This window comes from Rhodospirillaceae bacterium, from assembly GCA_018660465.1.
Classification (GTDB): domain Bacteria; phylum Pseudomonadota; class Alphaproteobacteria; order Rhodospirillales; family JABJKH01; genus JABJKH01.
On sequence record JABJKH010000103.1, the window covers coordinates 37,491 to 64,268 of the forward strand.

Consider the following 26,778-nt stretch of genomic DNA (forward strand, 5'->3'; position numbering starts at 1 on the left):
CGAACGTCAATGCTTCTAATTAGGGCTTCTCGTTACCGAATTTTCCTTTCACTCTCGCTGTAAAGCCGCAATAAATAGGCGATTGTGAAATTTGAATTCTAGGTGGTACTCAAATCATGCGGGAAGTAGTCATTATCGATGGCGTGCGGACGCCCATTGGCAAGTTTGGTGGCGGGCTCTCAGGTGTCAGACCAGACGATCTGTTGGCGGTTGCTCTCAAAGGCTTAGTAGATAAAACAGGCATCGATCCGGCGTTAGTGGAAGATGTCTATGCCGGTTGTGGCAATCAGGGCGGCGAGGATAACAGAGATGTCGCACGGATGGCGTCGTTGCTGGCAGGGTTTCCTGTCGAGGTCTCTGGCGTCACTCTCAACCGCAACTGCGCTTCTGCACTGGAGGCTGTAAACCAGGCCGCCAAATCAATTATCGCTGAGGAAGGTGATGTTTTCATCGCCAGTGGTGTGGAATCCATGAGCCGCGCCCCCTGGAGCGTGCCAAAGCCGACCCGTGTGCCGACCACAATGCCCCCGGTAATGCACGACACCACCGTTGGCTGGCGCTACAACAATCCTAAGATGGATGAGATGTATCCCATTGTTAGCCTTGGCGAGTCAGCGGAGATCATTGCCGATCAGATGCAAATCACGCGCGGTGAACAGGATGAGTTTGCGATAGAGAGTCAGCGCCGGACCGTGGCAGCCATAAACGCCGGTCACTTCAAAGATGAGATCGTTCCGGTAACGACGCAGGGACGCCGAGGAGCGGAGATTGTTATAGATACGGACGAGCATCCACGCTATCGCCAGGTCGATGGAGAGTTTGAAGTCGACACCGATCTGGAGGGTCTAGGCAAGCTCCCAGCGGCATTTCGAAAAGGCGGCACGGTGACAGCGGGTAATTCCAGCGGCATCAATGATGGTGCGGCTGCCCTATTAGTGATGAGTGCTGAAAAGGCCAATGAGCTTGGGCTTAAACCCATGGCGCGTTGGATAGGTTCTGCCGTCGCCGGGGTTGATCCCGGAGTTATGGGTTATGGCCCCGTACCCTCTACGGAGAAGCTTCTCAAGCGCCTAGGGCTTTCGCTTTCTGATATTGGCCTTATAGAATTGAACGAAGCCTTTGCAGCGCAGAGTCTGGCGTGTATTCGAAAGCTGGGCCTCAAACATGAAATCACCAACGTGAATGGCGGCGCGATTGCGCTTGGTCACCCAACAGGGTGCTCAGGGGCCAGGATACTCGTTACGCTTCTGCATGAAATGAAACGCCGGGCGAAGGAACAGCAGGAACCTTATTACGGTCTCGCAACGCTTTGCGTTGGCGTTGGTATGGGGGTTTCTACTGTCGTTGAGTGGATTGGCGAATGAGCGCTGACCGTCCTCTATCCGGTGTCCGCGTCCTGGCTAATGAAGTCTTTATGGCTGGACCATATTGCACCTTGATGCTGGCCGATGCCGGTGCGGAAGTCATTAAAGTCGAACGCCCTGTTATTGGTGATCCGAGACGCGGCATGCCACCGTATGCGGAAAAGGATGGTGTTAAAAAGGCCGCTGGTTTCATGGCCTATAACCGCAACAAGAAAAGCATTGTGCTGGACCTTAGTGGCGAAGAAGGCCGCGGAATCTTTAAGGAACTGGCAGCCAAATCTGACGTCGTGTTGGAGAACGTACGCCCCGGCGGCATGGATCGGATGGGACTTGGCTACGAGGACTTGAAGGTAATCAACCCGCGTTTGATCTATGCCTCTATTTCCGGCTTTGGCCGATTGGAAGGCTATCAGGGTCCCTTCAGCGACCGACCTGCGTTCGATATTGTCGCCGAAGCGATGAGCGGCTTGATGCACGGAATCGGTTTTGAGGACAAGCCGCCGTCAACAACCGTGCACGGTATGGCCGATATCATTTCTGGTATGACCGCTGCATGGGGCATCACTCAAGCACTTTATATGCGCGAGCGAACCGGCGAGGGCCAATACGTAGACACCGCCATGTATGATAGCTTACTGGCAATGAATGCAGGCATGGTGAAGCTGTTTTCTGTCGCCGGTCAATCTGTTCACCGGGGACGCCAGCTCAATATTTATCCTAAGGGAGCCTATATGGCCAAGGACGGCTACATTGCTTTGACCGTTCCCAACGAGGCTATGTGGGAGCGATTATGCCAGGCGTTGAACAGGCCTGACCTGCTTGACGATGAGCGCACGAAAAATGTTCATGCTCGCTTTGAAAATAGAGACTTTGTTGATGCCGTGATTAATGATTCTTTGGCTGAATTTACGCGCGATGAAGCTGTGACCATGCTCAATGCAGCGGGACTGGCTGCCGCACCTGTTCAGACCGCCGAAGATTTATTTGAATGCCCGCAGCTTGAAGCCAGGGGCGCCTTGGTGGAAATCAATGACCCTGATGTTGGGGACTATAAATTCGCCCGCACCGCACCGCATCTGTCAGCGGCACCTGACATTCCCACAGAGCCTGCGCCAGCCCTCGGCGGGCATACTCGAGAAATTCTGCTTGAAACGCTTGGGTATGCAGACGCTCAAATTAATCAATTGATCGGCACGGGAACTGTTCAAGAATAAGCCTGAGATTTTCTCCCGTGTACTTGTGATTCTAAATCTGGCTTTGTTTCAGCATTTTAGAAGTTCTTCATAAGACAATCACGCATGTGTTGTAATACAATTTACGGTAATACAGTATTCCGTTGACACGCGACGTGAGATATGTAATTCTGCGTGTGCGTTGGCACGTTAGTTCTGGGAGCCACCTCAGTGGGGAGTAAACCATGATGCAAGGTCTGATCAGTCGAAACGTGACTATTAACGGTCGCCGGACAAGCTTAAGGCTTGAGAATGAGATTTGGGAAGCGGTGGGCGAAATTTGCGGTCATGAAAACCTCACGGTTCACGAGCTTTGCACGCTGATTGACGGCCGTCGCGGACGTTCTAGTCGGACCTCGGCCATTCGGGCCTTTATTGTCGCCTACTTCAGAAATGCTTCCACTGATGAGGGGCATTTTAAGGCGGGACATGGAAAGCTTGCGTCTGAGATTGGCACGAAGCCAAGAAAAAAGCGCGCAATTTCGTTGTCAAAACTGAGTAAAGCAGCCTAGTTCGCGACAATTATTTTTTAAGATTAGTTGAATCACTCTCGACCATCTTCATGAAAATCAGGCCAGGCGCGCTTTACGACCGGGCTGTTGGCCGCGTAGGTGTGGCAGGTGTTTAACATCGGCGGTTTATTGTCGGCTCCGCTTTCCACTTGATATCTTTTCCGACGAGCTGCTGAAACCGTATGAAACGCAGCTACAGCAAGCGGACCCAATAACATATCGCTCAAATGCGTACATCCTTTGGTTCCGCTTAGGCGTTCACGCACGGCGCGTCGCCAACCCGGTTTAATACTCAGCCCTTCCAGACACGAATAAGCCGGCGTGATATCGGGGCACATGTTGTAAGGGGATTGATCTGTACATGCTTCCGCACGATGAATTTTCAGGTCCTCATCAACAGTCAGCCTGATCTTCATATCGTGGAGAGGCTCACCGGCGCTAATATAGTCGCGGTCGGTGTTTTTAAACGGATAGGTTCGGGAATCAACAAGTGTTCCCTCAATGTCCCACATTCCGTCCTCGCGTTCATATCCTCGACAATAAATTTCACGGGTGTGCTGAAGGGAGCGGCGGACGGGTTTCGATAATGGCATGGTAATCCTCGTTAAGTTTCAAAAAGACGCAGACAACCAACCACGCCCAAAAAGTAATCAAGCGTACCCAACAGTCACGTAATCAGGTTGTGCCCCACTAACAACTCGACGCCGTTTTATGCGCCGTAGCGGTCACCGAAGACAAAGGCTTCGGTTTCCCGAACATTCTCTTCTAGTTCTGCTTTTGCAGCATCGTAAAGGTCTCGAATTGAGACCATTCCAACAACCTTACCGTTTTCAGCCACAGGCAGATGGCGAAACTTACGCTCACGCATGAGTTCCAAAGCATCCATGGCCGAATCGTCTGGCGATACTGTCAATGGGTTTGCAGTCATAATATCACCCAATTTTAGTTCATCAGCATGTATATTTGTCACCAGAACACGGTGGACCATGTCGCGCTCCGTCACAATTCCTTCCAAATTTCCATTATCGTCAGTTATGACAATCGCTGAAATATGGCTATCGACCATTACTTGGGCTGCTTCACGGGCAGTGTTTTGCGCGCTCATGCTCTTTATCGTCTGATTATTCACGACGCCGGGAATGATACGAGGATGCATTTCTACTTCCTTTTCAACCAGCAATTACGAAAACGATTATTAATCGAAGATTCAGTTTAGCTGTCTCGGAAGCATATGTGAAGAGTCATATCTCTTTTACTTTTAGAACGAATTCAAGTGCCCGAGAGTTCTGAAGAGGCCCCAGGAATGGATCCAACAGAGGATGACGGGGGTGTCACCCGCACGGAGGTTATTTGGTGCCCCTTGCGGCGCAAAATCTCGAACCGGAAATCATGGAAATTAAAGGCTTGGCCAACATCTGGAATACGCCGGGATTCGTGCAACACCAAGCCAGCTAGGGTTGCTGCCTCTTCATCAGGCAACAACCAGCCGAACTGGCGGTTCAAATCTCTGATCGTAACGTCGCCTCGAATCACAAAACTTCCATCGGGTTGCGTATGTACGCCGGTAACGGAAATATCATGTTCGTCACTGATATCGCCGACGATTTCTTCTAAAATATCCTCCAGCGTAACCACGCCCATGAAGCTGCCGTACTCGTCCACCACCATGGCAATGTGTTCGCGGCGATCCCGGAAAGCTTGAAGTTGATCCAACAGGGTCGTCGTTTCCGGAATGAACCATGGATCCGTGGCAATGTCCTTAATATTCAACTGATCAACCGCGACCGTTGGTGACCAAACTTCGCGCAGCAGGGCCTTCGCATGCAACACGCCGATAATGTTCTCGGGTTGGTCCTGCCAAATTGGCAGCCGGGTGTAAGGGCTCTCTAAGGCTTCGGTGACAATCGATCCTGGGTTTTTAGCGAGGTCGATCATTGCGACATCCCTGCGGTGGATCATAATCTCACCGACCTCAACCTCGGCCAAATCGAGCACGCTTGAAAGCATCGCCCGTTCGTGGGCAACGATTTCTTCCTCGCCCTCATGCAAGGCAATGGCTCCGCGCAAAAGTTGGGCGGTTGACCCTAGGGCTTCATCCGTATTGAGGTCTGCACCGAACGCTTTAAATATTCCTCTCAAGATAAAATTAATGCTGCGTGTGATCGGGGAGAGAACAAAAACGAGCGCATTAATAATGGGCGCAATCAGCAGTGCGGATCGGTTGGCGGCATTGAAGGCATAGGTCTTCGGGAGTATTTCCGCAAATATCAAAACCACGAACGTCATCGCGATGGTCGCGTAAACCACACCGACTTCGCCGAATATTGTAAAGAAAAGGCTGGTGGCGAGGGCGGTAGCCAGAATATTTACCAGATTGTTACCTAGTAAAATGCTACCGATCAGCCGTTCTTTCTTTGTCAGCAGACGATTAACCAAGCTCGCACGTTTGTTGCCGCCCTGTTCAAGCTGATGCATGAGCGGCTGAGAGGCCGCCGTTAGGGCCGTCTCGGAGCCGCTGAAGAAGGCGGATAGAATAATCAAGAGAACGATAATGCTGATTGTCGTTACCATGGCATTAGCTCACACGATGTTATGATTAAGAGGAATTTCTAAGGGCGTCTTTTAAAACGTCCCGAACAGAACCTGGATCAACGTTGTTTGTCACGAACGTATCCCCGATGGCGTGGGCCAGTATAAAGGTCAATTTGCCGTCTTGGACTTTCTTGTCGGTCTGCATGTGTGCAATAAGCGCATCTGCGGTCCAGGTATCATCGGCAAGATTATCCAGGTCCAAGTTCAAACCCACGGCTTGAAGATGGCGGCGGGCGCGGTCTCTGTCTTGACCAGAACACAGACCCATGCGAACCGAAAGCTCGAACGCCATGTCCATGCCGATGGCCACCGCTTCGCCGTGCAGAAGCTCACCGCCGTAGCCAATTTGCGCTTCCAGGGAGTGACCAAAAGTGTGTCCCAGGTTCAGCAGCGCGCGTCTGCCAAATTCACGTTCGTCTTCGGCGACGACACGGGCCTTATCCTGGCAACTGGTCAAGACGGCGTGGCGGATCGAATCCGGGTCGCCGTCGCAAACTTTTCCACCGTTTTCTTCCAGCCAGGAAAAAAATTCAAAATTTCCCAATAGCCCATACTTCGCCACTTCCGCGTAGCCGGCAAGAAATTCCCGTCGGGGAAGGCTTGTAAGGGTCGATATGTCGGCCAGCACCAAACGCGGTTGATGAAATGCGCCGACCAAGTTCTTGCCTTGGGGCGTGTTGATCCCTGTCTTCCCCCCAACCGAACTATCGACTTGGGAAAGCAAGGTCGTAGGAATCTGTACAAAATCCATACCGCGCAGGGTTATCGCCGCAGCAAATCCCGTGATGTCTCCGATGACCCCGCCCCCCAGCGCAATCAGCATGGTTTTGCGTTCGACTGGTGTAGAGAGCAATTGGCTCGTGAGTTGTTCCAAATGAGCGAAGCTTTTGGTTGCTTCGCCTGCCGGCAGAACAATCGCACTGTGGGAAATTCCCACCGCATCTAATGAGGCCTGAAGCCTTGTCAGGTAAAGCGGGCCGACATTGCTGTCTGTTATAATAACAGCATTTTTGAGGCTTAGGAGCGGGGCCATGAAATCACCGGCCCGATCCAGCAAGTCTTCGCCAATAAAGATATCGTAGCTTCGATCCGCTAAATCGACGTTTAAGGTGCTGTGGTTTGTATCTGATATATCGGTCACGATGTGCTTCTCGCTGCGTTTAAATCTAAAGCCTTCAAGGCTTCCACAACCTCGTTCGCTGTATAATCGGATGATTCTGGGCCCGTATCTACAATGATATCGGCCTCGCCGTAAACCGGGTAGCGTTCATCCATCAATTTTTGCAATGTTTCCCTCGGGTTGCCGGTCAGCAAGAGAGGACGATGTTTACGGTGTGAAGTCCGATCAACCAAGATATCCAGACTGGCGCGCAGCCAAACCGAAATTCCCTTTTCCTTTATCTTTTCGCGAATTACAGGATCCATGAAAGCGCCGCCGCCGGTGGCGATGACCTGTGATTCACCTTCCAATAAGCGGAGGATGACCCTGCGTTCCCCTTCGCGGAATTCTTGTTCCCCGTAACGTTCAAAAATATCTGCGATGGAACACCCGGCCGCCTTAACGATTTCGTCGTCAGAATCGATGAAGGGTTGATCAAAGTATTGCGCCAATCTGCGCCCGACACTGGTCTTGCCAGCCCCCATGAGACCAACCAAAATAATTAAACCGGAATTGGAATTATGTTTTTCCGCCATTACCTAATTCTCATGACTTAGTTGTTTAACGACCGTATTCGAGGGCGTCCATGGTAAATCTAAATAATTTACTGAAGCTATTGCCGTTGAAAGGAAACTTTCTTATCGGTACACTGCCGAAAATTCGCCATAGTTGAACCCTAGCATATGTTCTACGGGCGAAGAGTCTAAGGGGCTGTAACCCTGTGAATCCGGAATGTGGGGGCGAGAGAATTAAAATTCGCCAATTTAATTTTCTCAGCCGTGTTGGCAGTAAGTAATTGGTTTAAATGAAAAAAATTCCGTTTATTGTTCTTTTAACTGTTGTTGCTCTAGCCGTTGGGGGAGCCGTATTCTTGGCGACGTGGGATATCCCCGCGCCAATTGCGAAGGTCGAAAAAGTTATACCGAATGATAAGTTCCAGCGCTAATTCAGTCGTTTCGAAATATTTTCTAGGGGTTGCGATTATTTTCGCGGCGACATTATCTGTTGGTGCGCTTAGCAATGTTGCCGCGCAAACCGGCAGCGGGCCGATCTCACTAACCCCACCACAAGAATTAGCACCACCGCCTCCGGCGCCACTTAAGGCCCCGGCGCCAGTGTTGCGTAATCCCCAACTAAACAATCCCCAGCAGGCGACACCAAATCGGGAAGTGCCAAATACCGGGACTGCTAGTGTTCGTGGTGCCAGTGGTCGTGGCGTGGGGGTTGAAGTGGATACACTCAAGTCCATCGATCCGGACGCCGTTGGTGTTCTAGAGCCGGATCAAGGTGGATTCGGTGAGAACATGTGGGCCGGGATGAGCAGGGCCACGGTGGACCGGCTGCTGCCGCATTTCCCCGTCAACACCGCGTCTTGGGCGATGCGCGATTTAATGCGTCGGCTTTTGCTGTCGGTGGCAACTGTTCCGGAGGGGGAAAGTAAGGGTAAAGGTCTGGTTGTGATTCGAATTGGTTTGTTGAAGGCGATGGGGGACCTGGGCGGGGTTGCTGAGCTACTCAAGGTGACCCCCAATCGGGATAAGGTCGCTGCCCTCGCACACTTGGAAGCGGATTCCCGATTGCTGAGCAACGACAACGCACGCGCATGCCAATTGACCGCCAACCAGATGGGGAAGGATGATGATTCTTATTGGCAGAAGGTTTTCGTCTTTTGCCAAGCCTTGGCGGGAGAAAGAGGGAAAGCGTCCTTAGGTGCGGAATTGTTGAGAGAGACAGATGACACGGACAAAATTTTCTTCGCTCTGGTTGAAGGCTTAATTGCAGCAGCACCTGTCATGATTGAGAGCCTGCCCCGACCGACGGCCCTGCAACTGGCCATGGCGCGTGTCGCGAAAGCAAAATTACCGGCCGACGTTATTTCATCGAACGAACCTTCCATCCTTCGCACCATTGCCACCAGCCCAAACGCCGGTGTCGCTTTGCGTTTGGAAGCTGCAGAACGGGCGGAGACTGCGGGGGCGCTGTCCATGGAAACCCTGCGTCAGCTTTATACCAGCGTCTCCTTTTCGCAGGAAGATTTGGCCAATCCCTTGTCCAAGGCAGAAGCCGAAAGCGGTCCTTTAAGCCGTGCTCTGCTGTATCGAACTGCATTGGTTCAAACTGTTCCAACGGCCCAGGCCGAAGCCGCTGCCAAGGCGTTTTCCTTGGCACGGGAAGGTGGCCGCTATGCTTCTACCGTTCGGGTGTTTCTGCCCGTCTTAAAACGAATTCCAGCGACTGAGGATTTATTGTGGTTCGCGCCGGAAGCCGCACGTGCATTTTTGATCAGTCGTGAAACTGAATTCGCAAAGGCTTGGTTCGACTTAATGCGTGCCAGTGCCATGTTTAATGCGGAGGCGAAAGAGAAGTTAACCGTGCTTTTGCCGATCGCGCGGATTGCCGGTTCGTCAGAGGCCGATACATGGTCGCCTGAAATCTTAAAGGTTTGGCGGAGTAGTGTCAGTGGCAACGAAGATGCCAAAGAAAAAGCGGCATTGCTCTATTCGTTGCTGGATGTTCTCGGTGATCCCATTCCTGAGGAAGATTGGGAAAATTTGATTTCTGGGCCAGAGCGCGCAACCGTGGCCATGCCGAGACCTGCAATCTGGTATCGCCTGGCCTCAGCGGCCGGTCAGCAGCAAATCGGCGCGACCGTATTATTATCTTTGTTGGCATTGGGGGAAGGCGGACCGGCAGGAGCCGACCCTGTTGTGTTACGCTATGTGCTCTCTAGCCTCCGTACGGCGGGCTTAGAAAAAGAAGCCCGTGCCATGGCTTTGGAAGCCGCATTGGCCGCCGGTTTGTAATGGGACGGCGGCGCGCCCAGACAGACGCAATACCGCCGTCACCGCAATTAGAATTATTCCTGGAAATGCTGTTGGCCGAACGAGGGGCAGCACAGAACACGCTTGAATCCTACCGCCGTGATTTAGAAAACTTTGCTGTCTTTGCAGCAAAGACGAGTGTTCTGTTGGAAGATGCAGATGAAAATCTAATCCGCAAATTCATGGCCAATCTTTCCAGCCAAGGTATGGCACCAAGCACAAGCGCCCGGCGACTATCAGCCCTCAGACAGTTCTTTGGATTTCTTCATGGTGAGGGCTACCGCGACGACAACCCCTGCACGACCGTCGACAGTCCCCGGCAAGGCAAGTCCCTACCAAAGTACCTCAGCGAGGAAGAAGTGGACGCGCTGTTATCGGCTGCCCACACACGTCTCGGTCCTGGCGGGCAGCGCCTTGTTGCCCTGTTGGAAGTTCTCTACGCGACAGGCTTGCGGGTTTCTGAGCTGGTTGGGTTGCCGCTGGGGGCGCTGGGTCGGGATGGCCAGATGATGATTGTTCGCGGTAAGGGTGGCAAGGAACGCATGGTGCCGCTCAGTGATCCTGCAATGGAAGCGATAACGGTTTATCTGAAAGTTCGGGAAGGATTTCTCAGGGGAGCGCCACCGAAGGCGGAGGCATGGCTGTTTCCATCGCGCGGTAGTGAAGGGCATTTGACGCGTGCCAGATTTGGTCAACTCCTAAAAGAACTGGCGGTAGAGGCAGGGCTAGACCCGCGCCGCGTTTCGCCCCATGTTCTGCGCCATTCGTTTGCCAGTCATCTGTTGGCGCATGGTGCTGATCTACGATCCCTGCAGCAAATGCTGGGTCATGCTGATATTGCGACGACGCAAATCTATACTCATGTTTTGGATGAACGCCTCAAGCGGCTTGTCGAACAAGCGCATCCCTTGGCAACGGGGAAACTTTCTTAGTTCAGATTAGTCTTCGGAATTGCGGACGACTTCTTCGATAAGCCATCGGGCTGTCCTAAATAGTCGTGCATCATCACCACGTGTGCTGATGAGTTGGACACCTAATGGCATTCCATTCTCGCCTCGCAATAAAGGAATTGTTACCGCAGGAACCCCTAAATAAGTCCAAATTGTTGAAAAAATAGGATCACCAGTTGCATCTAAACCCAATGGGGCCTCACCAATGGCTGCTGGCGTTATGATGGCATCATAATCATTGCAGATGTCTTGAATGGCGAAATGCAAGTTATCGCGTTTGTCGACGCTTATATTGTAGTCAACGGCGTTAACCTGTCTGCCTTCCTTAATCATATCCTTCAGGACGTTACTGATTTTCTCGTCCCCTCTTTCGGCATAAGAGTTTAAATTCTTCGCGAGATCCGCATACATGATATTGCGGAGATATCCGACCGCATTATCAAATTCACCAGCAAGGGGAATCTCTTCACAATTAGGACCTAAAAAATCAACGAGTTCTTCAAAAGCGGCTTGTGTTGAAGGATCAGCTTCGTCCCAAACGGGAGATTTAACGAAGGCAAAATTTGGTTCAAGGGGCGGGTCTTGTAGAGTAATTTCCCGCATTCGAGGGGCTGCCACGGGCTTTGTATCTGGATCTTTTGAATCAAACCCGATCAAGCAGTCCGAAATAAGAGCTGCATCTTCCAGCGTCCGAGCAAAAATGCCAACATGATCCAACTGACGTGAGAGGGCTAAAACTCCGTCCCGTGAAATTCGGCCATGTGTAGGTTTAAAACCAACAACACCGCAAAAAGATGCTGGACGGATAACAGAACCGTTGGTTTGTGAACCAATCGCCAAGGGCACCATTCCACATGCAACGGCAGCAGCAGAGCCACTGGAGGAACCACCAGGAGTCCGGTTGATATCATGTGGGTTGGCTGTCTTTCCTGGAGAATAAACGGCCATTTCCGTTGTCACGGTTTTACCCATGATGACGCATCCAGCCGCTTTTAGTCGACTAACAGCGGCGCAATCATCCATCGGCTCACGGCCCGCATCAAGGACAGTTCCATTTTCGGTGGGAAAGTCTTTGGTGTCGAAAATATCTTTTATGCCAACAGGGATTCCGTGCAAAGGACCAAGGGGCATTCCCGTTGACCGGATCACATCGCATCTTTCAGCCTGTGCGCGAGCGAATTCCGGATCGAAATGAGTCCAGGCGTTGACCTCGGCTTCGCGCTCTTCGATGCGCGCAATACACGCATTAATCACGTCTAAAGATGTGATCTCACCATCGCGAATTTGACGCGCCAATTCGGCGGCACTTAAATCTGCTAATTCCATTCTTATCTTCTTTATGTCGGTTGCGTTACTGCCAGATGCTATTTTTTACGAAGACAGGTATCCCAGTAGTCATAGATAGCCAGCCCTATGATTGGGACGCTGACACACCAAAACGGCAATCCTCCCCAGAACCCGGCAGCGCCCTTAGAGATACTGTAAGCGATTCCCAGCACAAAGACAGTAACCATGGTGACGCCAATGAACCCGCCAATTTTATCTGCTAAATTTATCTTCATTCTAATTCTCCAAGATTATGGCACATAGACGCCAAACAGATAGTCAGGTAGCCACAAAGCAAGGTTAGGGTACTGATACATCAAAACCATACACAGAATAACAATCGACAGGTACGGCATTAGGCCCTTGAAAATTTGCACCAGTTCGATGGCGCTGCCCAGCACACCCTTTAGATAGTACGCTGACATGGCCATAGGCGGCGTCAGGAACGACGTCTGCAAGTTCAACGCAACCAGCATTGCAAAAAAGTATGGGTTCACCCCAAAATTATCCAACATAGGCAAAAAGATCGGAACGAAGATGATCAAAATTTCTGACCATTCCAGGGGCCAGCCCAGGATGAAAATGATCAATTGAACCAGGATCAAAAATTGCCAAGGGGCTAAATTAAAGGACAAAATGAAATGCTCAATGACTTCGTGTCCGCCAAGGTATGAAAAGACCGAGGCAAAGGTCCACGAGCCAACAAACAGCCAACAGACCATCGCCGTTGTCTTCGCCGTTAAATAGACCGATTGCTTGAGCATTATCCAGTCCAACGACCTATAAACGGCGGATAAAACAATCGCGCCCAACGCGCCCATTGCGGCCGCCTCCCCTGGTGTCGCTAGGCCACCAAGAATAGAGCCCAACACCAGCATAATCAGCATGGTCAAGGGAACGAACGAGGTGAGCAATTGCCAATAAATTTGGGAGGTTGGCGGAATGTCTTCTTCACGCGGTTTTGGCGCGATCGACGGGCTAATGATTACCCGGCCGACAACATAAACCATGTACATTCCCGCCAGCATAAAGCCGGGAATAACGGCAGCGGCGTAGAGTCGCAATGGTGATAATTCAGCAATTGCCGCGTAGACAATCAGCATGATTGAAGGTGGGATCAAGATACCCAAGGTGCCGCCAGCACAGATCACGCCAGATGCAAATTGCTTATCGTAACCCGCCTTCATCATGGCCGGGAAAGCCAAAAGCCCCATCAAGGTCACAACGGCACCAACGATCCCGCTGGCGGTTGAAAAGACGGCGCAGGTAATCAAGGCCGCGACGGCCATGGAGCCCGGTAAGTTTCTTGCAGCTAATTGGACGGAAAAGAACAGACGGTTGACGATGTTCGCGCGCTCAACCACATATCCCATAAAAAGGAACAGAGGAATTGCGACCAGCGTGTCGTTTTCCATAACTGAATAGGTGTTTTGGTTCAGCAGATAAAATATCTTGTTGTCAAAAATATCGGCGAAAACTTCGATATTTTCCGCTTCAAAATAAGCGTAGTAGCCAAAGCCGACGCCCATAGCGAGCAACGTAAATGCAACGGGAAATCCTAGCAGCACAATCACGATGAACGAGGATAACATTAAAATTGCGACTTCTGGGTTCGTCATCCTGTTATGGACTCCACGATAATGTTAGGGGGTATGAGGCGCACAGAGGCCTATTTCAGTTCCGAGTGTTGGGCTTGCTCAACTACCAGATCTCTTTTTTCTTTGATGATCATATCTTCAGTTTCTCTGGCATCTTCCATGCGTTCTGGCCATTCGCCAGTTTTCATAGCTTTGATGCATCTCATGCATTCGGAAATGCCCTGTACGATCAACATCGTGCCTGCAATTGGGATTAACGTTTTGAAGAAATAAATTTGAATTCGTGCCGGGCTGTTCCAGCTGACTTCTTTATAACGCCAGGAATCAGACGCGATCTCTGCGCCGTAATAAACCAACGCAAGCATGCCGGGGAAAAAGAATATAAAATATAAAACAAAATCAATACGGGCCTGCCACTTCACCGGGATAAGGCGGTAAAGGACGTCTGCGCGGACATGAGTGTCTTGAGCCAAGGCGTAGGCTCCAGCCATCAGGAACAACGCACCATACATCTGGATCATCATATCAAAGGCCCAAACGGTCGGCGCATTCAGCACATAACGAACGAAAACCTCATAAGCGACGGACAAGGTTAAAATCAAAATACACCAGCCGAAAGCCCGCCCAATCCATATGTTGAGGCTCTCAATGGCGTGTATGATTGATAACATTACTTTTTCTCTCCCCCAATAATGAGGCTACTTTAGACATAGGAGGGGCAGCCAACAAGGCTGCCCCTCCATACGTCGTCTAAGAATCAATCAGATCGGATTAACCGAAGTGATGCTTATAAGCCAAGCCATAATCAGGCTGGTTCAGAAGCAGATAATTCATGACTTTCTTCGCATAGTCTTTTTGTGATTTTACGACTTTCGCAAAGAAAGGATCTTCTTTGGAAATCCGATCAACAACAACATCCCAAGCCTTAAGCTGTGCGGACATAACAGAATCAGGTGTCCGGTAGACGTTGACGCCGCTCTTTTCTTTCAAGCTGACCAAGTCGTCTGCATAGCGAAGGGTGTTGTGCCAATAGAAGTTTGAGTTTTCAGCTTCTGAAGCGTATTTCAGAATGCTTTGATGCTCTTTCGGCAGTCTGTTGTACATCTTCTTGTTGAAGGTGATTTCAAACGCTTCTTGTGACTGGTGGAAGCTGGCAAGATGATAGTGCTTGGAGACATCTTGCATGCCGAAGTCTTTATCAGAAGTCGGGTTGTTGAATTCAGCAGCATCAATCAAACCAGATTTCATAGCTGGCTGAATTTCACCACCTGGCAATTGAACAACAGACATTCCCATAACTGCAAGAACGTCAGCAGCCAGACCAACAGTCCGGTACTTAAGACCCTTCAATTGGGAAGCATCTTTGATTTCTTCTTTGAACCAGCCCATTGGTTGTGCAGGCATTGGGCTATTGAAGAAGCTGACCAAGTTAAGGCCAAGGCCGCCCATCAATTCGTTGAACAGTTCCATGCCGCCGCCGTAGTGGATCCAGCCCAACAGCTCTTGAGCAGACCAACCAAAGCAAGGGCCGGTACCGAACAAGGAAGCCGCTTTTGATTTTGAATACCAATAAGCAGGCACGTAGTGTGCACCATCCAAAACACCGCGGTGAACGGCATCTTGCATTTGGCTGGTTTTAACGACTGAGTTAACGGACAACAGATCGATCCGTAGATCTTTACCGGCCATCGCGTGAACGCGGTCGACGTAGCTTTTGGCATTTTCCAAGAAAATACCGCCGCCCCAAGCAGCCTGAACTTTAAGAACCTTAGGCTTAGCTAAAGCAAGGTTAGGAGCCGCTAATGTTGTTGTTGCTACGACACCGGCGGCAACAGCACCGCCCTTGAGCAACTTACGACGTGAGATTGGTGATTTCTTTGCTGTCATTTTAGTCCTCCCTATCGCGATTTAAATTGTCGGATAACGTCTCGCTCGCGCGTACGGGACGCATCAATTTTATTACTGTTTTGACTCCGTCAGGGTTCCCCCCAATGGCCCCAAAACAAAACCGATTTTTGCCAGCTGTCCAGCAATTCATTCAATTGAAGCCCAGACAGCCAATTCCGAAAGATAACTGTTGAGCATTCCAGGTTTTAGATCAAGAAGTTTGTGGTCCTAATGACAATTTCTTGACCAACACACAACCTGTACACCCCGCACACTTTCTCAACCGTGCGCAAGGAACCTTGGTGTACCGCATAACGGCACGCAACATGTTTTTTAAGAAAACCATAAAATTGTGGATATTTTGAAACAAACTTTCGTCAGGCGACCCGAGTTGGCGGTTCTTTGCCTCTAAAGAAGGCATCCAGGTTATCCAAAGCCAGAAAACCCATCGCATCGCGAGTCTCGAACGTTGAACTGCCGATGTGCGGCATCAAGAAGGTATTGGTGAGTTCAGCGATTTTCGGATTGACCCCAGGTTCGCCTTTGTAGACGTCCAACCCTGCAGCAGCGAGCTTGCCCGAATTTAGCGCATCAATCAGCGCATCTTCATCGACGACCGCCCCCCGCGATGTGTTGACCAGGATCGCGCCGTCGGGCAGCAGCGCCAATCGCTCCGCATTCATCAGGTCAATCGTGTCGGGTGTGGCGGGGCAATTCAGCGACAAGAAATCGCAGTGGGGCAGCATGTCCTCGACGGTCTCATGAAAGATCGCGCCGTCTTCCAACTCAGGGGAAAGCTGGCTCCTGTTCGAATAGCGAATGTTCATATCGAAACCATATTTGGCGCGTTTGGCGACAATCCGTCCAACCCGGCCCATGCCGACGACGCCCAGGGTCTTGCCGGTCACTTGCGTGCCGACCATGAAGGCTGGGCTCCACCAGTCCCATTCCGCCGCGCGCACCATGCGTTCGCCTTCGCTCGCCCGCCGAGCTGCCCCCAGCATGCAAAGGATCGCGACCTCCGCCGTCGCATCGTTCAATACATCAGGTGTGTTGGTGACGACGACATTGTTGTCTTTGGCCGCGTCAAGATCGATCCAATCAATGCCAACAGAATACGCAGCCAGAATTTTTACTGAGTCAGGCAGCCTCTCAAACTGCGCCCGATCAAAGTGCTCAGAATGACAAGCAATAATCCCATCACAGCCTTGGGCGAGCTCAATTACCTGCTCCTGAGTATAAAGCGTATCATCCGCATTAAACCGAACCTCAAAATCCTGTGCCAAACGCGCTTCGACGTTTTGGGGGAGTTTACGGGTGACGAGAATGGTGGGCTTGTCGGACATGATGGGGGCTTTCTATTGTGGGCCAATTGATGCTGTGTCTCGGTACTGTGTCCAAGAATGCCGGACACTTCCAGAGAAAAGTCGCGTTAACCTCCCAGCAACAAACAAGATTTATCCTTGAACCTCCTGGGGGCAACTGTGTAGATATCGCGAATGGCCAGTTATTTAGATTTTGAGAAACCCATAGCCGAGCTTGAGGGTAAGGTTGAAGAGCTTCGTCGCCTGGTTGACGAGGGCGATGTCAACATTGCTGAGGAAGTGACTAAGCTTCAGAGCAAAGCCGACCGCTTGCTTGAGACGACCTATGCCAAGCTAACCGCGTGGCAGAAGTCTCAGGTTGCGCGTCATGCGAACCGGCCGCATACGCTGAATTACATTGATCAGTTGGTCGAAGAGTTTACGCCGCTGGCCGGTGACCGGACATTTGCCGAAGATGCGGCCATTATTGGTGGGCTCGGACGGTTCAGAGGCCAATCAGTCATGATCATGGGCAATGAAAAAGGTAACGATACCGACTCCCGGGTTAAACATAATTTTGGCATGGCGCGACCGGAAGGTTACCGCAAAGCCCAACGCCTGATGCAGATGGCCGATAAGTTTGGCTTGCCGATCATCACGCTAGTGGATACGGCGGGGGCTTATCCCGGCATAGATGCGGAAGCGCGTGGTCAGGCAGAGGCGATTGCGCGCAGTATTGAAGTCTGCCTGTCCGTCAAGGTGCCGCTGATTAGCGTTGTCATTGGTGAGGGCGGATCCGGCGGGGCGATTGCCTTGGCGACGGCGAACCGGGTTTTGATGCTAGAGCACGCGATTTATTCGGTGATTTCGCCGGAAGGCTGTGCGTCTATTCTCTGGCGCGACGGTGAACAGGCGAAGGATGCGGCGGAAGCCCTAAAACTGACGGCGCAAGACATGGACGAACTCGGTATCATTGACGAGATCATCGCCGAACCCATGGGCGGCGCCCACCGCGGGACTGAAAAAACCATCTCAAGCGTTGGTGACGCCATTGAAAAGCATCTCAAGGAACTGACAAAACTCGACCGCGGCGTGCTCAAAACCCGCCGTAAGGAAAAGTTCCTGGAAATGGGCGAGAAGGAATTGGGGTAGGACGCAGAAGAAAGCGCCAGACTGGTTATGAGATACCTCATCTTCACCACCCCCCGCACCGCGTCACAGTACGTCGAACAGTTATTGTTTCCGGCAGTGCAGGAAGCCTACGGCTACGCAGGCTGGCTCTCTGAAGCGTTCAGCCCGAGCCGGTGTTTGGTCGACGCTGACGGGGCGCTTTGTTCTGTATCCCTGAATGAGGAGAAGCGGGAGAAGGGGAGCCCGGTTGATCTGGCGCAGGTACCTGAGGACCAGCGTATTATTTCGGTCCCTGATCGGATCAAGCGGATAGAAGACGATTTTGATGCTGGAAAAACCTATCTCTTTCGCGTCATGGCCTCTCATATCACGGAAGAAAGCTTAGATTACCTCGCAGACACCTACACGTTCATCTGTCTCGAACGCCGGGACAAACTGAGCCAAGGACTGTCCCAGGCCATTGCTAAGGAATCAAAACGCTGGGGCAGGGCAACGCATGATTTCGCGCCGGGGTCCGTGACCTATCGCAGAGAATCCTTCGATGCGTTTATGGAAGATCTGACCCAGTACCGCGAAATCATGGCGCGGGCGAAGAATAAGATCACGGTGTTTAGCGAGGAAATAACAGCGGCACCCGAAAGTCTTTTTGAGACGTTGGGCCTGAAGACGCCGCCTCAACCAGCCGCGAAAGATTTCAAGAATTCCTACTCCATCGAGCCTCTAGACATGATCGCCAATAGAGAAGAGGTGTTGGGGTGGTTCAAGAAAGTTTAGTCTACCCCCAAACCCGAATCGTCTTAAATTCATGCTGGCACGGAGGCCCCAAGGCGATGTGCATTTCGGATTGGTCTAGGTCCATGATGATTGAGGCGCCGGTTTGTGAACGGTCCAACTCGGCTACAGCTTCGTCAGGGTGGCGGCAGATGGCGGCGGGGTAGCTGAAGTGGTCGGTCAGCACGCGCTTAAAGCTATCGACGGAAATTTTGCCAAGGTCTTCGGCCAGCAAGCGCCTGGCGCGGTCGTGGCGAATCAAGGTCATTGAGGACCGGCTTTTGCCTGTATCCCTGGTTTTCATCTCAGGTGCCAAGAAGTGGTTCGAATGCGTCATGATGCCGTTTTCGGGCAACTGGGTGCCAAAATCTGTCGGCGTGGTTTCCAAGGTGATGGCTTCACCGTCACGCGACGCGATCATGAACATCCCCGATGCGCCGCGTGCAGGCGCAGTTACTGCTTTGATCGCATGGTGCATATTATCTGCCATCATGACTTTGCGGAGTTGCACATGCCAGGGGATGCCGGTCTGAAGTTTGTCGTCACTAGATGTTAGTCGATTGGCGCAAACAGCAATGCCAGAAGCGTTGAGGCCAATCTTCCCGACCAGCCCAGCCTCGGCAAACATCACGGTGCGTGGCTGATCCGGGACCGCAATCGCGATTACGGCAGTGCGATGGCAGACCATGGAATTCCAGTCCCAATTCTGACCAATCAACACGTGTCCCGTTTCCGTCGCGCTACCGAGGGCGGTCATTGAGGTGCATTCGCCGATGTCGGTGTCAGAGATCGCGGGGGCCGACATCAACTCCGTCCGCGCATTCAGCATCACGATGTCATTTAGGTGGAGATCGGCGCCCTTGGCCATGCCCAGCATTTCTTCCATCAATTCGGGCGCATAGTCCTCAATGGCGGGAATAATCCGCAGGACATAGTCCTTGGCGGCGTCGAGACCGATGCCGGTTTCGTGCTCAATGATTGCCGGGTAGTCGCCGAGGTTCTCATGAATCTGCTCGCGCAACGCCTTGCCAATGGCGACGCCGCATTCGTAGTTGGAACCAGAGACTTCGATAACAGGGACGTATTCCATAGACTTCACCGACCTAAAATTTAAAGTCTAATATAGCACATATTAAATTGATGGCTCGCGCGGATTAAATATTCTCGGTGTGAACGGCAGTGCTTTTTGGGGCGGCTTGGGCGGCGGGACCACATCAACATTGAGATCGCCAAATTCCTCAAACGATTTCTTGAAGAACGGTTTGCTGACGATGAGGGCCGAGTTGGATTTCACGGCCGCTTCCATATGGTCTTCCAGTTTCTCCGCCAACTTTTGCCGCCAGGGCAGGACGTAGTAGCGAGGTTGGACCGAGCCATCGAGTCGGAGCCACATATAAATTGCTTCGCCTTCGTGCAGGCTAACGCCCAGGACTTCCGCCTTTTTTACCTGAGCCTCCCACCATTCGTAGGCCATTGGCTTGGGCTTGCTGAGAAGCCCCATCAGTTCGATATAAATCAACGGGACAAACAGCACGGTGATGCAGACAGCGCTGACACGAACCCAAGTCTTGCGCGGCGCCCAGATGGCAATTGCTGCCAACACGGCGGTGCTAAAGATCGCGGCGGCGAACAGGTAATAGATGATATCCATATTCCAGTTCCTTTAGTTTTATTGCCCTCAGTTCCATTGTTGAGGTGCCGTAATCAGGCGACGTTTTAGGGTTGAAACGCTGCCATTTACCAAATCACCTTCTGACGTCAGGCTAAACCGATACGCCGTTTCTTCTTGATGGCGGCGATGAAGGTTTACCGTCGTTTGCAAAATTTGATGTGCAGTGTCGTACTTTTTGCGAACGCTGACGACGATTCTAACCGGGACGGTCCAACCTTTTGGCAAGGGACCATACATGTGTGTATTAACAATATACTCACCGGCCCTGATGCCGCGACTGTAGGTAATTTCATAGTTCTCCTCGGTGGCATCGCCTTCGCCGCCTAAATCATCCCGCAGCAAGTTCAAGATCGCATTGCCTTGGTTCCAGAAGCCAACGGGCTCTTCATCCGGGGCCTTAACCCACAAATCCACATCGACCGTCTTATCGCTCGGCCAATGCATCTCAAAGATGACATTGCCCGGTGCCTTGTGGTCTTCGGCTTCCTGCTCGGTCCGGTTTATGTGCGGCAATAGCATGATCACCATGGCAACAAAACCGATCAATGCCAGCAAGATCACATCCCTGAATACAGTCCCCGTCGCGTCTTCATCATCGAAGTCGTCAAGCCCTTCCATGGCTTTCTCCCAACTCGATAATGGAGGTGATTAGCGCGACCGTGCCGGTCGCAAGAATTCGATGATTGACGGTCAGCCATATGTTTAACACCGCGCCCAGTAGAGTGGTGTAAAGCGCAATCGACATGCCGTTAATCAGGGTCGAGACCATGGGGGCGACGTTTTCGACTTCGGTAATCGCCTTCGCATCGACCCCTGAAAGCGCAATGATAAAGCCGATGACAGTGCCGATTAATCCCAAAAACACCAGCGAACTCGCGATGTGACGAACAATAACAATTCGATGTGACAGCCTCAGGCGCAGCATGCCGACACGAACCGTTCGACTTTCGGCGTAATTGGTCTCGACGGAACGAAAGTACCTGCCAGCACGAGAGTCAGGATCAGGTGAGCCGGTCTTAACATCGTTCAATTCGATACTGGTGCGCCAAACTTTTACGCCGCACAGCACCAACCCATAAAGGAAGACTAAAAAGATCGCCCCGGTGAGAACCAAGGTATGAGAGACAAACAGCCCCGCCAGCCAGCCTTGCAGATAGGCAGCACCTACCAATCCAATCGCGATCACATTGACGAGGGCAAAGCGCATAACCAATAGATAACGGTACGCCATTGCACAATCCTACAACATTTCAGTTGTCAGGGACTTTAGATTATTTTGGCCAGAGATTCTAAATCAATTTTCAGTAGCGCGGAGCGTCTTGATGATGACTTTTGCTACATTGGCCACATTAAAAGGCTTGGTTAGATATTCTGTGAACCCAAGTGCTCGCCCTTCGGCAACACTTTCTGCCATGGCTGCGGCTGTGATGGCGATTACCGGGATGTTTCGCGTTGAGTCTTGACCTTGCAGTATTTTCATGGCGTCAAAGCCACTCATTCCTGGAAGGTTTATGTCCATTAAAATGAGATCAGGTTTCTTCTCATCTATCAATTTCAAACCGTCTTCAGCATTGGAACTGCTCAGAAGACGACAATTCGGAATGTTTAAAACGACCCGACCCATAAGCTGAAGATTAGCAGGATTGTCCTCAATATAAATAAGGATTTTTGTGTCTTTAAAAGTTGTTTCGCCGTCTTCCAGGACTTCCTCGATGTCACCCTTGCTGTCGCCGACCAAGGTGACGTCATGCTGTGTCGACGCAATGGGAAATTCAATCCAAAACTCGCTTCCCTCATCCGGTTGGCTTTTGAAACCAATGTGGCCTTTCATGCGTTCCACAAGTTCTCTGGAAATTGTAAGGCCAATTCCGGTTCCCTCAATATCACTGGCTTCCTTGCCTAGGCGTTGGAACGGCCTAAACAATTCATCGTGTCTTTCTTCGGGGATGCCGTAGCCGTTATCTGTGACCGTTAATCGAACCATACCCTCGCCTGTATCGGCCCAATCCAGGGTAACCTGACCGCCGTTTTCGTTATACTTCACCGCATTCGACAATAAATTAATCAGCACCTGTTTAAACCGCACCAAATCTGCGTACAGCCACGGAATTTGATCACCTAAGACATTGTTGATTACAGTTATATTGCGTTTCTCCGCCAGTGCGTTGGCCATGAGAATACATTGTGAAACAGCCTTTACAGGTTCAATGCGTTCTATCGAAATCGAAATATTTCCGGATTCAATTTTGGCCAGGTCAAGGACTTCGTTGATCAAATTAAGAAGGTGTTCGCCACCATCGAGGATGTGACCGACAGAGGATATTTGTTCTCCATTTAAGGGGTTGTCTGGATCATCCAGCAATTGGCTAAACCCGAGGATGGCGTTGAGCGGGGTCCTGAGTTCATGGCTCATCGACGAAAGGAATTCGGACTTTGCCTTATTGGCGGTATCTGCCGCCTCTTTGGCTAATTTCATTGCTTGCTGGGTCGCGATACGTTCTGAAATGTCTCGGATCACACCGACACTACCTACGTATTGTCGGTCTGAATTTGGATTTTCACCGTACATGCCGATGCTGTTAACTTCGACATAGAGCAATTGTTCGCCGAGAGCCTTCAATTCGGCATGCCCTGCAAATTCGCCAGATTTCGTTTTTAGCCGTAGTTCAAGCCCAATCGTCATCCGGTCGGTCGTTCGCCGTTCGTCAAATAGCTTAGGGTGTGGTGTTGTCGGCACGTCGTCAGTCTCTGCATTCTTTCGGGTCTCTCGGATTTTGGGGATTACACTGTCGGCACTGACATGTTCCACGTCCTCGTCAAAGATGATTTCACTGAAATGCCGTCCCAGGAGATCTGTTTGGTGATAGCCCAGGCGGTGGATGGAATCATTGACGAAGGTAAAACAGCCGTCCCGGTCAATTTTATAGACAATATCAGGTAGGGTTTGCACCAATCCACGAAAGCGTTCTTCGGATGCTGAAAGTTGTTCGATTGACCGCGACAGTTTGTTATTGGTCTCAGTAAGCTTTGTTTCTTTTTCAATCAATAAACTGTTCTGTATGGACGAACTTTGATAGGCAGAAAGAAAAAGTTTCGCCATATGTTTGCGCGAGGCTGTAATGGTATGCTTTTCGCCATTCAACTCTACTTCAATGGGTTCGGAATCTTGATAGGCGGCTTCGTCTTCCGCACCGTTTGCAGCAATTGTTGTCAGAATAATTTCGCCTAAGAGGGCCTGCTCATAAGGTTTGGTTAGGTAGCCGTCCGCATGCGCATTTATACCGCGTAGCACATCCGTGGCTTCATCTGCCGCAGTCAGCAAAATCACAGGAATGAAACGAAGCGCCGGATTAGCTTTGATCTCTTTGCATAATTCTAGGCCATTCATCACCGGCATTTGAACGTCGCTGATAATTATATCAGGTCGTTCGCGGCTGAGGTATTCAAGGGCCTCCTGCCCGTTACCCGCCCACTGGCTCTCGTGACCAAGCGCGGCCAAATGGTGTTCTAGGAGCTGAGCCTGGGTTCTCATGTCTTCAACGATGAGAATTTTAGCCATAATTTAAATCCAGATTTTAAAAAATAATATTTGGCACTATGTAACCATATAGACTATAGCGACCTGAACTTGAGTCAATTTATAACTGTATTGAAAAATATTGGAAGCGGTGTTCTACCGACCTTAAGAGAGCTTTCCGTGGCAGTGCTTATATTTCTTTCCTGATCCACAGGGACAAGTTTGATTGCGCGATACGCGGCCCCACGTTGACGCATCGTCTGGGTCTAGGACGTTGGCGGCTTCACGCGAGCGCATTGGAGCAGCCAAGGGCCGATCATCGGATAATTGTTCCGGCGTGGAGTCTAAATTCTGAAATGCAGGGTCTTCCCGGGTTTCCATCATTTCTTGATCGGATTGGGGGTATAGGTCTTCTTCCGTCGGCTCAACCTGGAGTTCGATATGGGCCAGGGTCTGGGTTACCGTTTCACGCAAGTTCTCCAGCATGGCCGAAAACAGATCGAACGCTTCGCTCTTGTATTCGTTCAAGGGGTCGCGCTGACCATAAGCGCGAAGCCCAATGCCTTGGCGCAAATGGTCCAGGGTCAGAAGGTGTTCTTTCCAAGTTTGGTCCAATAACTGTAAGAGCAGGCTTTTTTCCACTGTACGCATGACGTCCGGGCCGAAGTTAACGGCTTTTTCCGCCATGGCCCGGTTGGACATTTCGGTCAAACGGCTAATGATTTCTGCATCTGCTATGCCTTCTTCTTTGGCCCAGTCGGCAACAGGAATATCCATGCCCAGCACGCGCAAGACTTCTTCATGGAGGCCAGCCATGTCCCATTGTTCAGCATATGCCTTTTCAGGGATGTGCGCGGCGACCATGTCTTCGATCACTTGATGGCGCATGTCGTTGATATCTTCGTTGACGGTCTCTGCCTTCATAAGATCTTTGCGCTGCTCATAAATAGCCTTACGCTGATCATTCATTACGTCGTCGAATTTTAGAAGGTTCTTTCGAATTTCGAAGTTGCGTTCTTCGACTTTTCCTTGAGCCTTTTCCAGCGCCTTGTTGACCCACGGATGGACAATCGCCTCGCCATCTTCCAGGCCAAGTTTCTGGAGCATGCTATCGATCCGTTCAGAACCGAAGATGCGCATTAGATCGTCTTCAAGCGACAGGTAGAATTTGGAGGCGCCGGGATCGCCTTGACGACCAGACCGGCCGCGTAACTGATTATCGATGCGGCGGCTTTCATGACGTTCCGTACCCATAATGAACAGACCGCCAGCGGCAATTACGATCTGCTTTTTTTCCTCAATTTCAGCCTGAATTTTTTCGATATGTTTGTCGCGCTCTGGGCCTTCGGCTTCTGTGACCTCACCAGCGACACGCATATCAAAGTTGCCACCTAACTGAATGTCTGTGCCGCGACCTGCCATGTTGGTGGCAATGGTAATGGCGCCGGGTGCGCCGGCTTCGGAAATGATGCTGGCTTCCTGTTCATGATAGCGCGCGTTCAGAACCTGATGTACGACCTTTTTCTTTTTTAATAGCGCAGACAGGTGCTCCGATTTTTCGATGCTCACTGTGCCGACCAGGACCGGCTGATTACGTTTTTGACAATCGGCGATCAGATCAACGATAGAGGCATTTTTTTCATCTGCTGTACGATAAACTTCATCATCAAAATCTTCCCGGACCGCGGGCAAATTGGTCGGGATATCGACGACATTTAATTTATAAATCTCCGAAAATTCACCGGCTTCGGTCATGGCCGTACCGGTCATGCCTGCCAGTTTTGGATACAGCCGGAAGTAGTTTTGGAAGGTGATCGATGCCAACGTTTGATTCTCAGTTTGAATCTCGACATGTTCTTTGGCTTCCAGCGCTTGGTGCAGGCCTTCCGAATAGCGTCGTCCTTCCATCATGCGCCCGGTGAATTCGTCAATGATGATGACCTTGTTATCTTTAACGATGTAATCAGTATCACGGGCAAACAAGATATGCGCGCGAAGTGCCTGATTGGCGTGGTGCACCAATGAGACATTTTGAATGTCATAAAGTGAACCAGTTTCCAAAAGACCTTCATCGCGAAGAATCTGTTCAAGCTTTTCCGTACCCGCATCTGTGTAAGTCGCGGCGCGGGCTTTTTCGTCTTTTTCGTAGTCTGACGGTTCCAGTTTCGGTATCAGCTTATCAAGTGCTGAATAAAGTTCTGACGCATCTTCGGTCGGGCCTGAAATAATAAGGGGCGTTCTGGCTTCGTCGATCAGGATCGAATCGACTTCATCGACAATCGCATAATTAAATTCCCGTTGCGCCATTTCTTCCAGGTCGAACTTCATATTGTCGCGCAGATAATCAAAGCCGAGTTCGTTGTTGGTGGCGTAAGTAACGTCGGCGCCATAGGCGGCCTTACGTTCAGTATCATCAAGGTCGTGGACGATGCAACCGACGCTAAGACCCAGAAACTGATAAACCTGACCCATCCATTCGGCATCGCGCTTGGCCAGGTAATCGTTGACCGTGACCACGTGCACGCCGTCGCCAGACAAGGCATTCAGGTATACAGGCAGGGTTGAGCTTAGGGTCTTACCTTCACCCGTCTTCATTTCAGCGATAATGCCGCGATGCAGGATGATCCCGCCCAACAGTTGAACATCATAGTGGCGTTGGCCAAGGGTGCGTTTGGCGGCTTCTCTTACGGTAGCGAAGGCATCTACCAAAATGGCGTCCAGGTCTTCGCCTTGTTCCAACCGGCCGCGCAGCCAAGGGGTGCGGGCGGCCAGATCCTCGTCGCTTAGCTTTTCAAGCTCAGGTTCCAGCGCGTTGATCGCATCAACGTCACTTTGCAGGGGTTTTAAATAGCGGTCGTTGGACGAACCAAACATTCGCTGGGCGATAGCGCCAAACATAGAGCATCCTCAAAAATTAGTAATCCAGAAGAAAATCAATTAC

The 26,778-nt window shown here is 51.0% G+C and carries 25 protein-coding genes; 8 read left to right on the top strand and 17 right to left on the bottom strand.

Going from position 1 to position 26,778, the window contains the following annotated elements; translation table 11 throughout:
- The first annotated feature begins 116 nt into the window (after positions 1 to 116).
- The 3 genes from HOM51_17785 to HOM51_17795 all read left to right on the top strand — a co-directional run bounded on the left by HOM51_17785 (position 117) and on the right by HOM51_17795 (position 3,108).
- Positions 117 to 1,364, top strand: a complete 1,248-nt coding sequence (locus tag HOM51_17785) for a thiolase family protein (protein ID MBT5036368.1) — start codon at positions 117 to 119, stop codon at positions 1,362 to 1,364.
- On the top strand, positions 1,361 to 2,578 hold the full coding sequence (locus HOM51_17790; protein ID MBT5036369.1) for a CoA transferase: 1,218 nt from the start codon (positions 1,361 to 1,363) through the stop codon (positions 2,576 to 2,578). Before HOM51_17785 ends, HOM51_17790 begins: the two co-directional genes overlap by 4 nt.
- A 206-nt stretch (positions 2,579 to 2,784) precedes the next feature.
- Positions 2,785 to 3,108 (top strand): ribbon-helix-helix domain-containing protein, encoded by a 324-nt coding sequence (locus tag HOM51_17795; protein ID MBT5036370.1) that lies wholly within the window; start codon positions 2,785 to 2,787, stop codon positions 3,106 to 3,108.
- Positions 3,109 to 3,140: 32 nt separating this feature from the next.
- On the opposite strand, the gene HOM51_17800 is transcribed toward HOM51_17795, so the two are convergent.
- The 5 genes from HOM51_17800 to HOM51_17820 form a co-directional block, all read right to left on the bottom strand.
- The gene (locus HOM51_17800; protein MBT5036371.1) at positions 3,141 to 3,701 is read right to left on the bottom strand and encodes a DUF2889 domain-containing protein; all 561 of its coding nucleotides are present in this window, start codon (positions 3,699 to 3,701) and stop codon (positions 3,141 to 3,143) included.
- 116 nt (positions 3,702 to 3,817) lie between these two features.
- Positions 3,818 to 4,264, bottom strand: a complete 447-nt coding sequence (locus tag HOM51_17805) for a CBS domain-containing protein (GenBank protein ID MBT5036372.1) — start codon at positions 4,262 to 4,264, stop codon at positions 3,818 to 3,820.
- Between the two features lie 113 nt (positions 4,265 to 4,377).
- Positions 4,378 to 5,679, bottom strand: a complete 1,302-nt coding sequence (locus tag HOM51_17810; GenBank protein MBT5036373.1) for an HlyC/CorC family transporter — start codon at positions 5,677 to 5,679, stop codon at positions 4,378 to 4,380.
- Between the two features lie 25 nt (positions 5,680 to 5,704).
- A complete protein-coding gene (locus tag HOM51_17815; GenBank protein MBT5036374.1) occupies positions 5,705 to 6,832 on the bottom strand; it encodes a 3-dehydroquinate synthase in 1,128 nt (375 codons plus the stop codon).
- A 5-nt stretch (positions 6,833 to 6,837) separates the two neighbouring features.
- Entirely contained in the window at positions 6,838 to 7,395 is a 558-nt protein-coding gene (locus HOM51_17820) for a shikimate kinase (GenBank protein MBT5036375.1), read from the bottom strand.
- A 269-nt stretch (positions 7,396 to 7,664) separates the two neighbouring features.
- On the opposite strand from HOM51_17820, the gene HOM51_17825 reads away from it, so the two are divergent.
- Genes HOM51_17825 through xerD form a run of 3 tightly spaced genes read left to right on the top strand, consistent with a single transcriptional unit; the run spans position 7,665 to position 10,613 of the window.
- Positions 7,665 to 7,805, top strand: coding sequence for a hypothetical protein (locus HOM51_17825; protein ID MBT5036376.1), 141 nt, complete (start codon positions 7,665 to 7,667; stop codon positions 7,803 to 7,805).
- Positions 7,786 to 9,663 (top strand): hypothetical protein, encoded by a 1,878-nt coding sequence (locus tag HOM51_17830; protein MBT5036377.1) that lies wholly within the window; start codon positions 7,786 to 7,788, stop codon positions 9,661 to 9,663. The genes HOM51_17825 and HOM51_17830 overlap by 20 nt, the downstream gene beginning before the upstream one ends.
- Positions 9,663 to 10,613, top strand: a complete 951-nt coding sequence (gene xerD / locus HOM51_17835; GenBank protein ID MBT5036378.1) for a site-specific tyrosine recombinase XerD — start codon at positions 9,663 to 9,665, stop codon at positions 10,611 to 10,613. Before HOM51_17830 ends, xerD begins: the two co-directional genes overlap by 1 nt.
- A 6-nt stretch (positions 10,614 to 10,619) precedes the next feature.
- On the opposite strand, the gene HOM51_17840 is transcribed toward xerD, so the two are convergent.
- From HOM51_17840 to HOM51_17865, 6 genes are all read right to left on the bottom strand, one after another.
- The gene (locus HOM51_17840) at positions 10,620 to 11,957 is read right to left on the bottom strand and encodes an amidase (protein ID MBT5036379.1); all 1,338 of its coding nucleotides are present in this window, start codon (positions 11,955 to 11,957) and stop codon (positions 10,620 to 10,622) included.
- A gap of 38 nt (positions 11,958 to 11,995) precedes the next feature.
- On the bottom strand, positions 11,996 to 12,193 hold the full coding sequence (locus HOM51_17845; protein ID MBT5036380.1) for a hypothetical protein: 198 nt from the start codon (positions 12,191 to 12,193) through the stop codon (positions 11,996 to 11,998).
- A gap of 15 nt (positions 12,194 to 12,208) precedes the next feature.
- Positions 12,209 to 13,576 carry a TRAP transporter large permease subunit gene (locus HOM51_17850; GenBank protein MBT5036381.1) on the bottom strand — a complete coding sequence of 456 codons (1,368 nt, stop codon included), beginning with the start codon at positions 13,574 to 13,576 and terminating at the stop codon, positions 12,209 to 12,211.
- Between the two features lie 50 nt (positions 13,577 to 13,626).
- Complete coding sequence (locus HOM51_17855; protein ID MBT5036382.1) at positions 13,627 to 14,226, bottom strand: TRAP transporter small permease subunit; 600 nt, start codon at positions 14,224 to 14,226, stop codon at positions 13,627 to 13,629.
- Positions 14,227 to 14,326: 100 nt separating this feature from the next.
- On the bottom strand, positions 14,327 to 15,442 hold the full coding sequence (locus tag HOM51_17860; protein MBT5036383.1) for a TRAP transporter substrate-binding protein: 1,116 nt from the start codon (positions 15,440 to 15,442) through the stop codon (positions 14,327 to 14,329).
- A gap of 377 nt (positions 15,443 to 15,819) precedes the next feature.
- The gene (locus HOM51_17865) at positions 15,820 to 16,788 is read right to left on the bottom strand and encodes a D-glycerate dehydrogenase (protein MBT5036384.1); all 969 of its coding nucleotides are present in this window, start codon (positions 16,786 to 16,788) and stop codon (positions 15,820 to 15,822) included.
- Between the two features lie 153 nt (positions 16,789 to 16,941).
- Here HOM51_17865 and HOM51_17870 point away from each other — a divergent pair, with 153 nt between their 5' ends.
- Complete coding sequence (locus tag HOM51_17870) at positions 16,942 to 17,898, top strand: acetyl-CoA carboxylase carboxyltransferase subunit alpha (GenBank protein MBT5036385.1); 957 nt, start codon at positions 16,942 to 16,944, stop codon at positions 17,896 to 17,898.
- Between the two features lie 27 nt (positions 17,899 to 17,925).
- A complete protein-coding gene (locus tag HOM51_17875) occupies positions 17,926 to 18,651 on the top strand; it encodes a hypothetical protein (protein MBT5036386.1) in 726 nt (241 codons plus the stop codon).
- Between the two features lies 1 nt (position 18,652).
- On the opposite strand, the gene HOM51_17880 is transcribed toward HOM51_17875, so the two are convergent.
- The 6 genes from HOM51_17880 to secA all read right to left on the bottom strand — a co-directional run bounded on the left by HOM51_17880 (position 18,653) and on the right by secA (position 26,735).
- Entirely contained in the window at positions 18,653 to 19,738 is a 1,086-nt protein-coding gene (locus tag HOM51_17880) for a hypothetical protein (GenBank protein MBT5036387.1), read from the bottom strand.
- A 42-nt stretch (positions 19,739 to 19,780) separates the two neighbouring features.
- The gene (locus tag HOM51_17885) at positions 19,781 to 20,299 is read right to left on the bottom strand and encodes a hypothetical protein (protein ID MBT5036388.1); all 519 of its coding nucleotides are present in this window, start codon (positions 20,297 to 20,299) and stop codon (positions 19,781 to 19,783) included.
- A gap of 27 nt (positions 20,300 to 20,326) precedes the next feature.
- Positions 20,327 to 20,938 carry a hypothetical protein gene (locus HOM51_17890; GenBank protein MBT5036389.1) on the bottom strand — a complete coding sequence of 204 codons (612 nt, stop codon included), beginning with the start codon at positions 20,936 to 20,938 and terminating at the stop codon, positions 20,327 to 20,329.
- A complete protein-coding gene (locus tag HOM51_17895) occupies positions 20,925 to 21,245 on the bottom strand; it encodes a hypothetical protein (GenBank protein ID MBT5036390.1) in 321 nt (106 codons plus the stop codon). Before HOM51_17895 ends, HOM51_17890 begins: the two co-directional genes overlap by 14 nt.
- A 369-nt stretch (positions 21,246 to 21,614) precedes the next feature.
- Positions 21,615 to 23,879, bottom strand: coding sequence for a response regulator (locus tag HOM51_17900; protein MBT5036391.1), 2,265 nt, complete (start codon positions 23,877 to 23,879; stop codon positions 21,615 to 21,617).
- A gap of 123 nt (positions 23,880 to 24,002) precedes the next feature.
- Complete coding sequence (secA, locus tag HOM51_17905) at positions 24,003 to 26,735, bottom strand: preprotein translocase subunit SecA (GenBank protein MBT5036392.1); 2,733 nt, start codon at positions 26,733 to 26,735, stop codon at positions 24,003 to 24,005.
- Positions 26,736 to 26,778 lie beyond the last annotated feature (43 nt).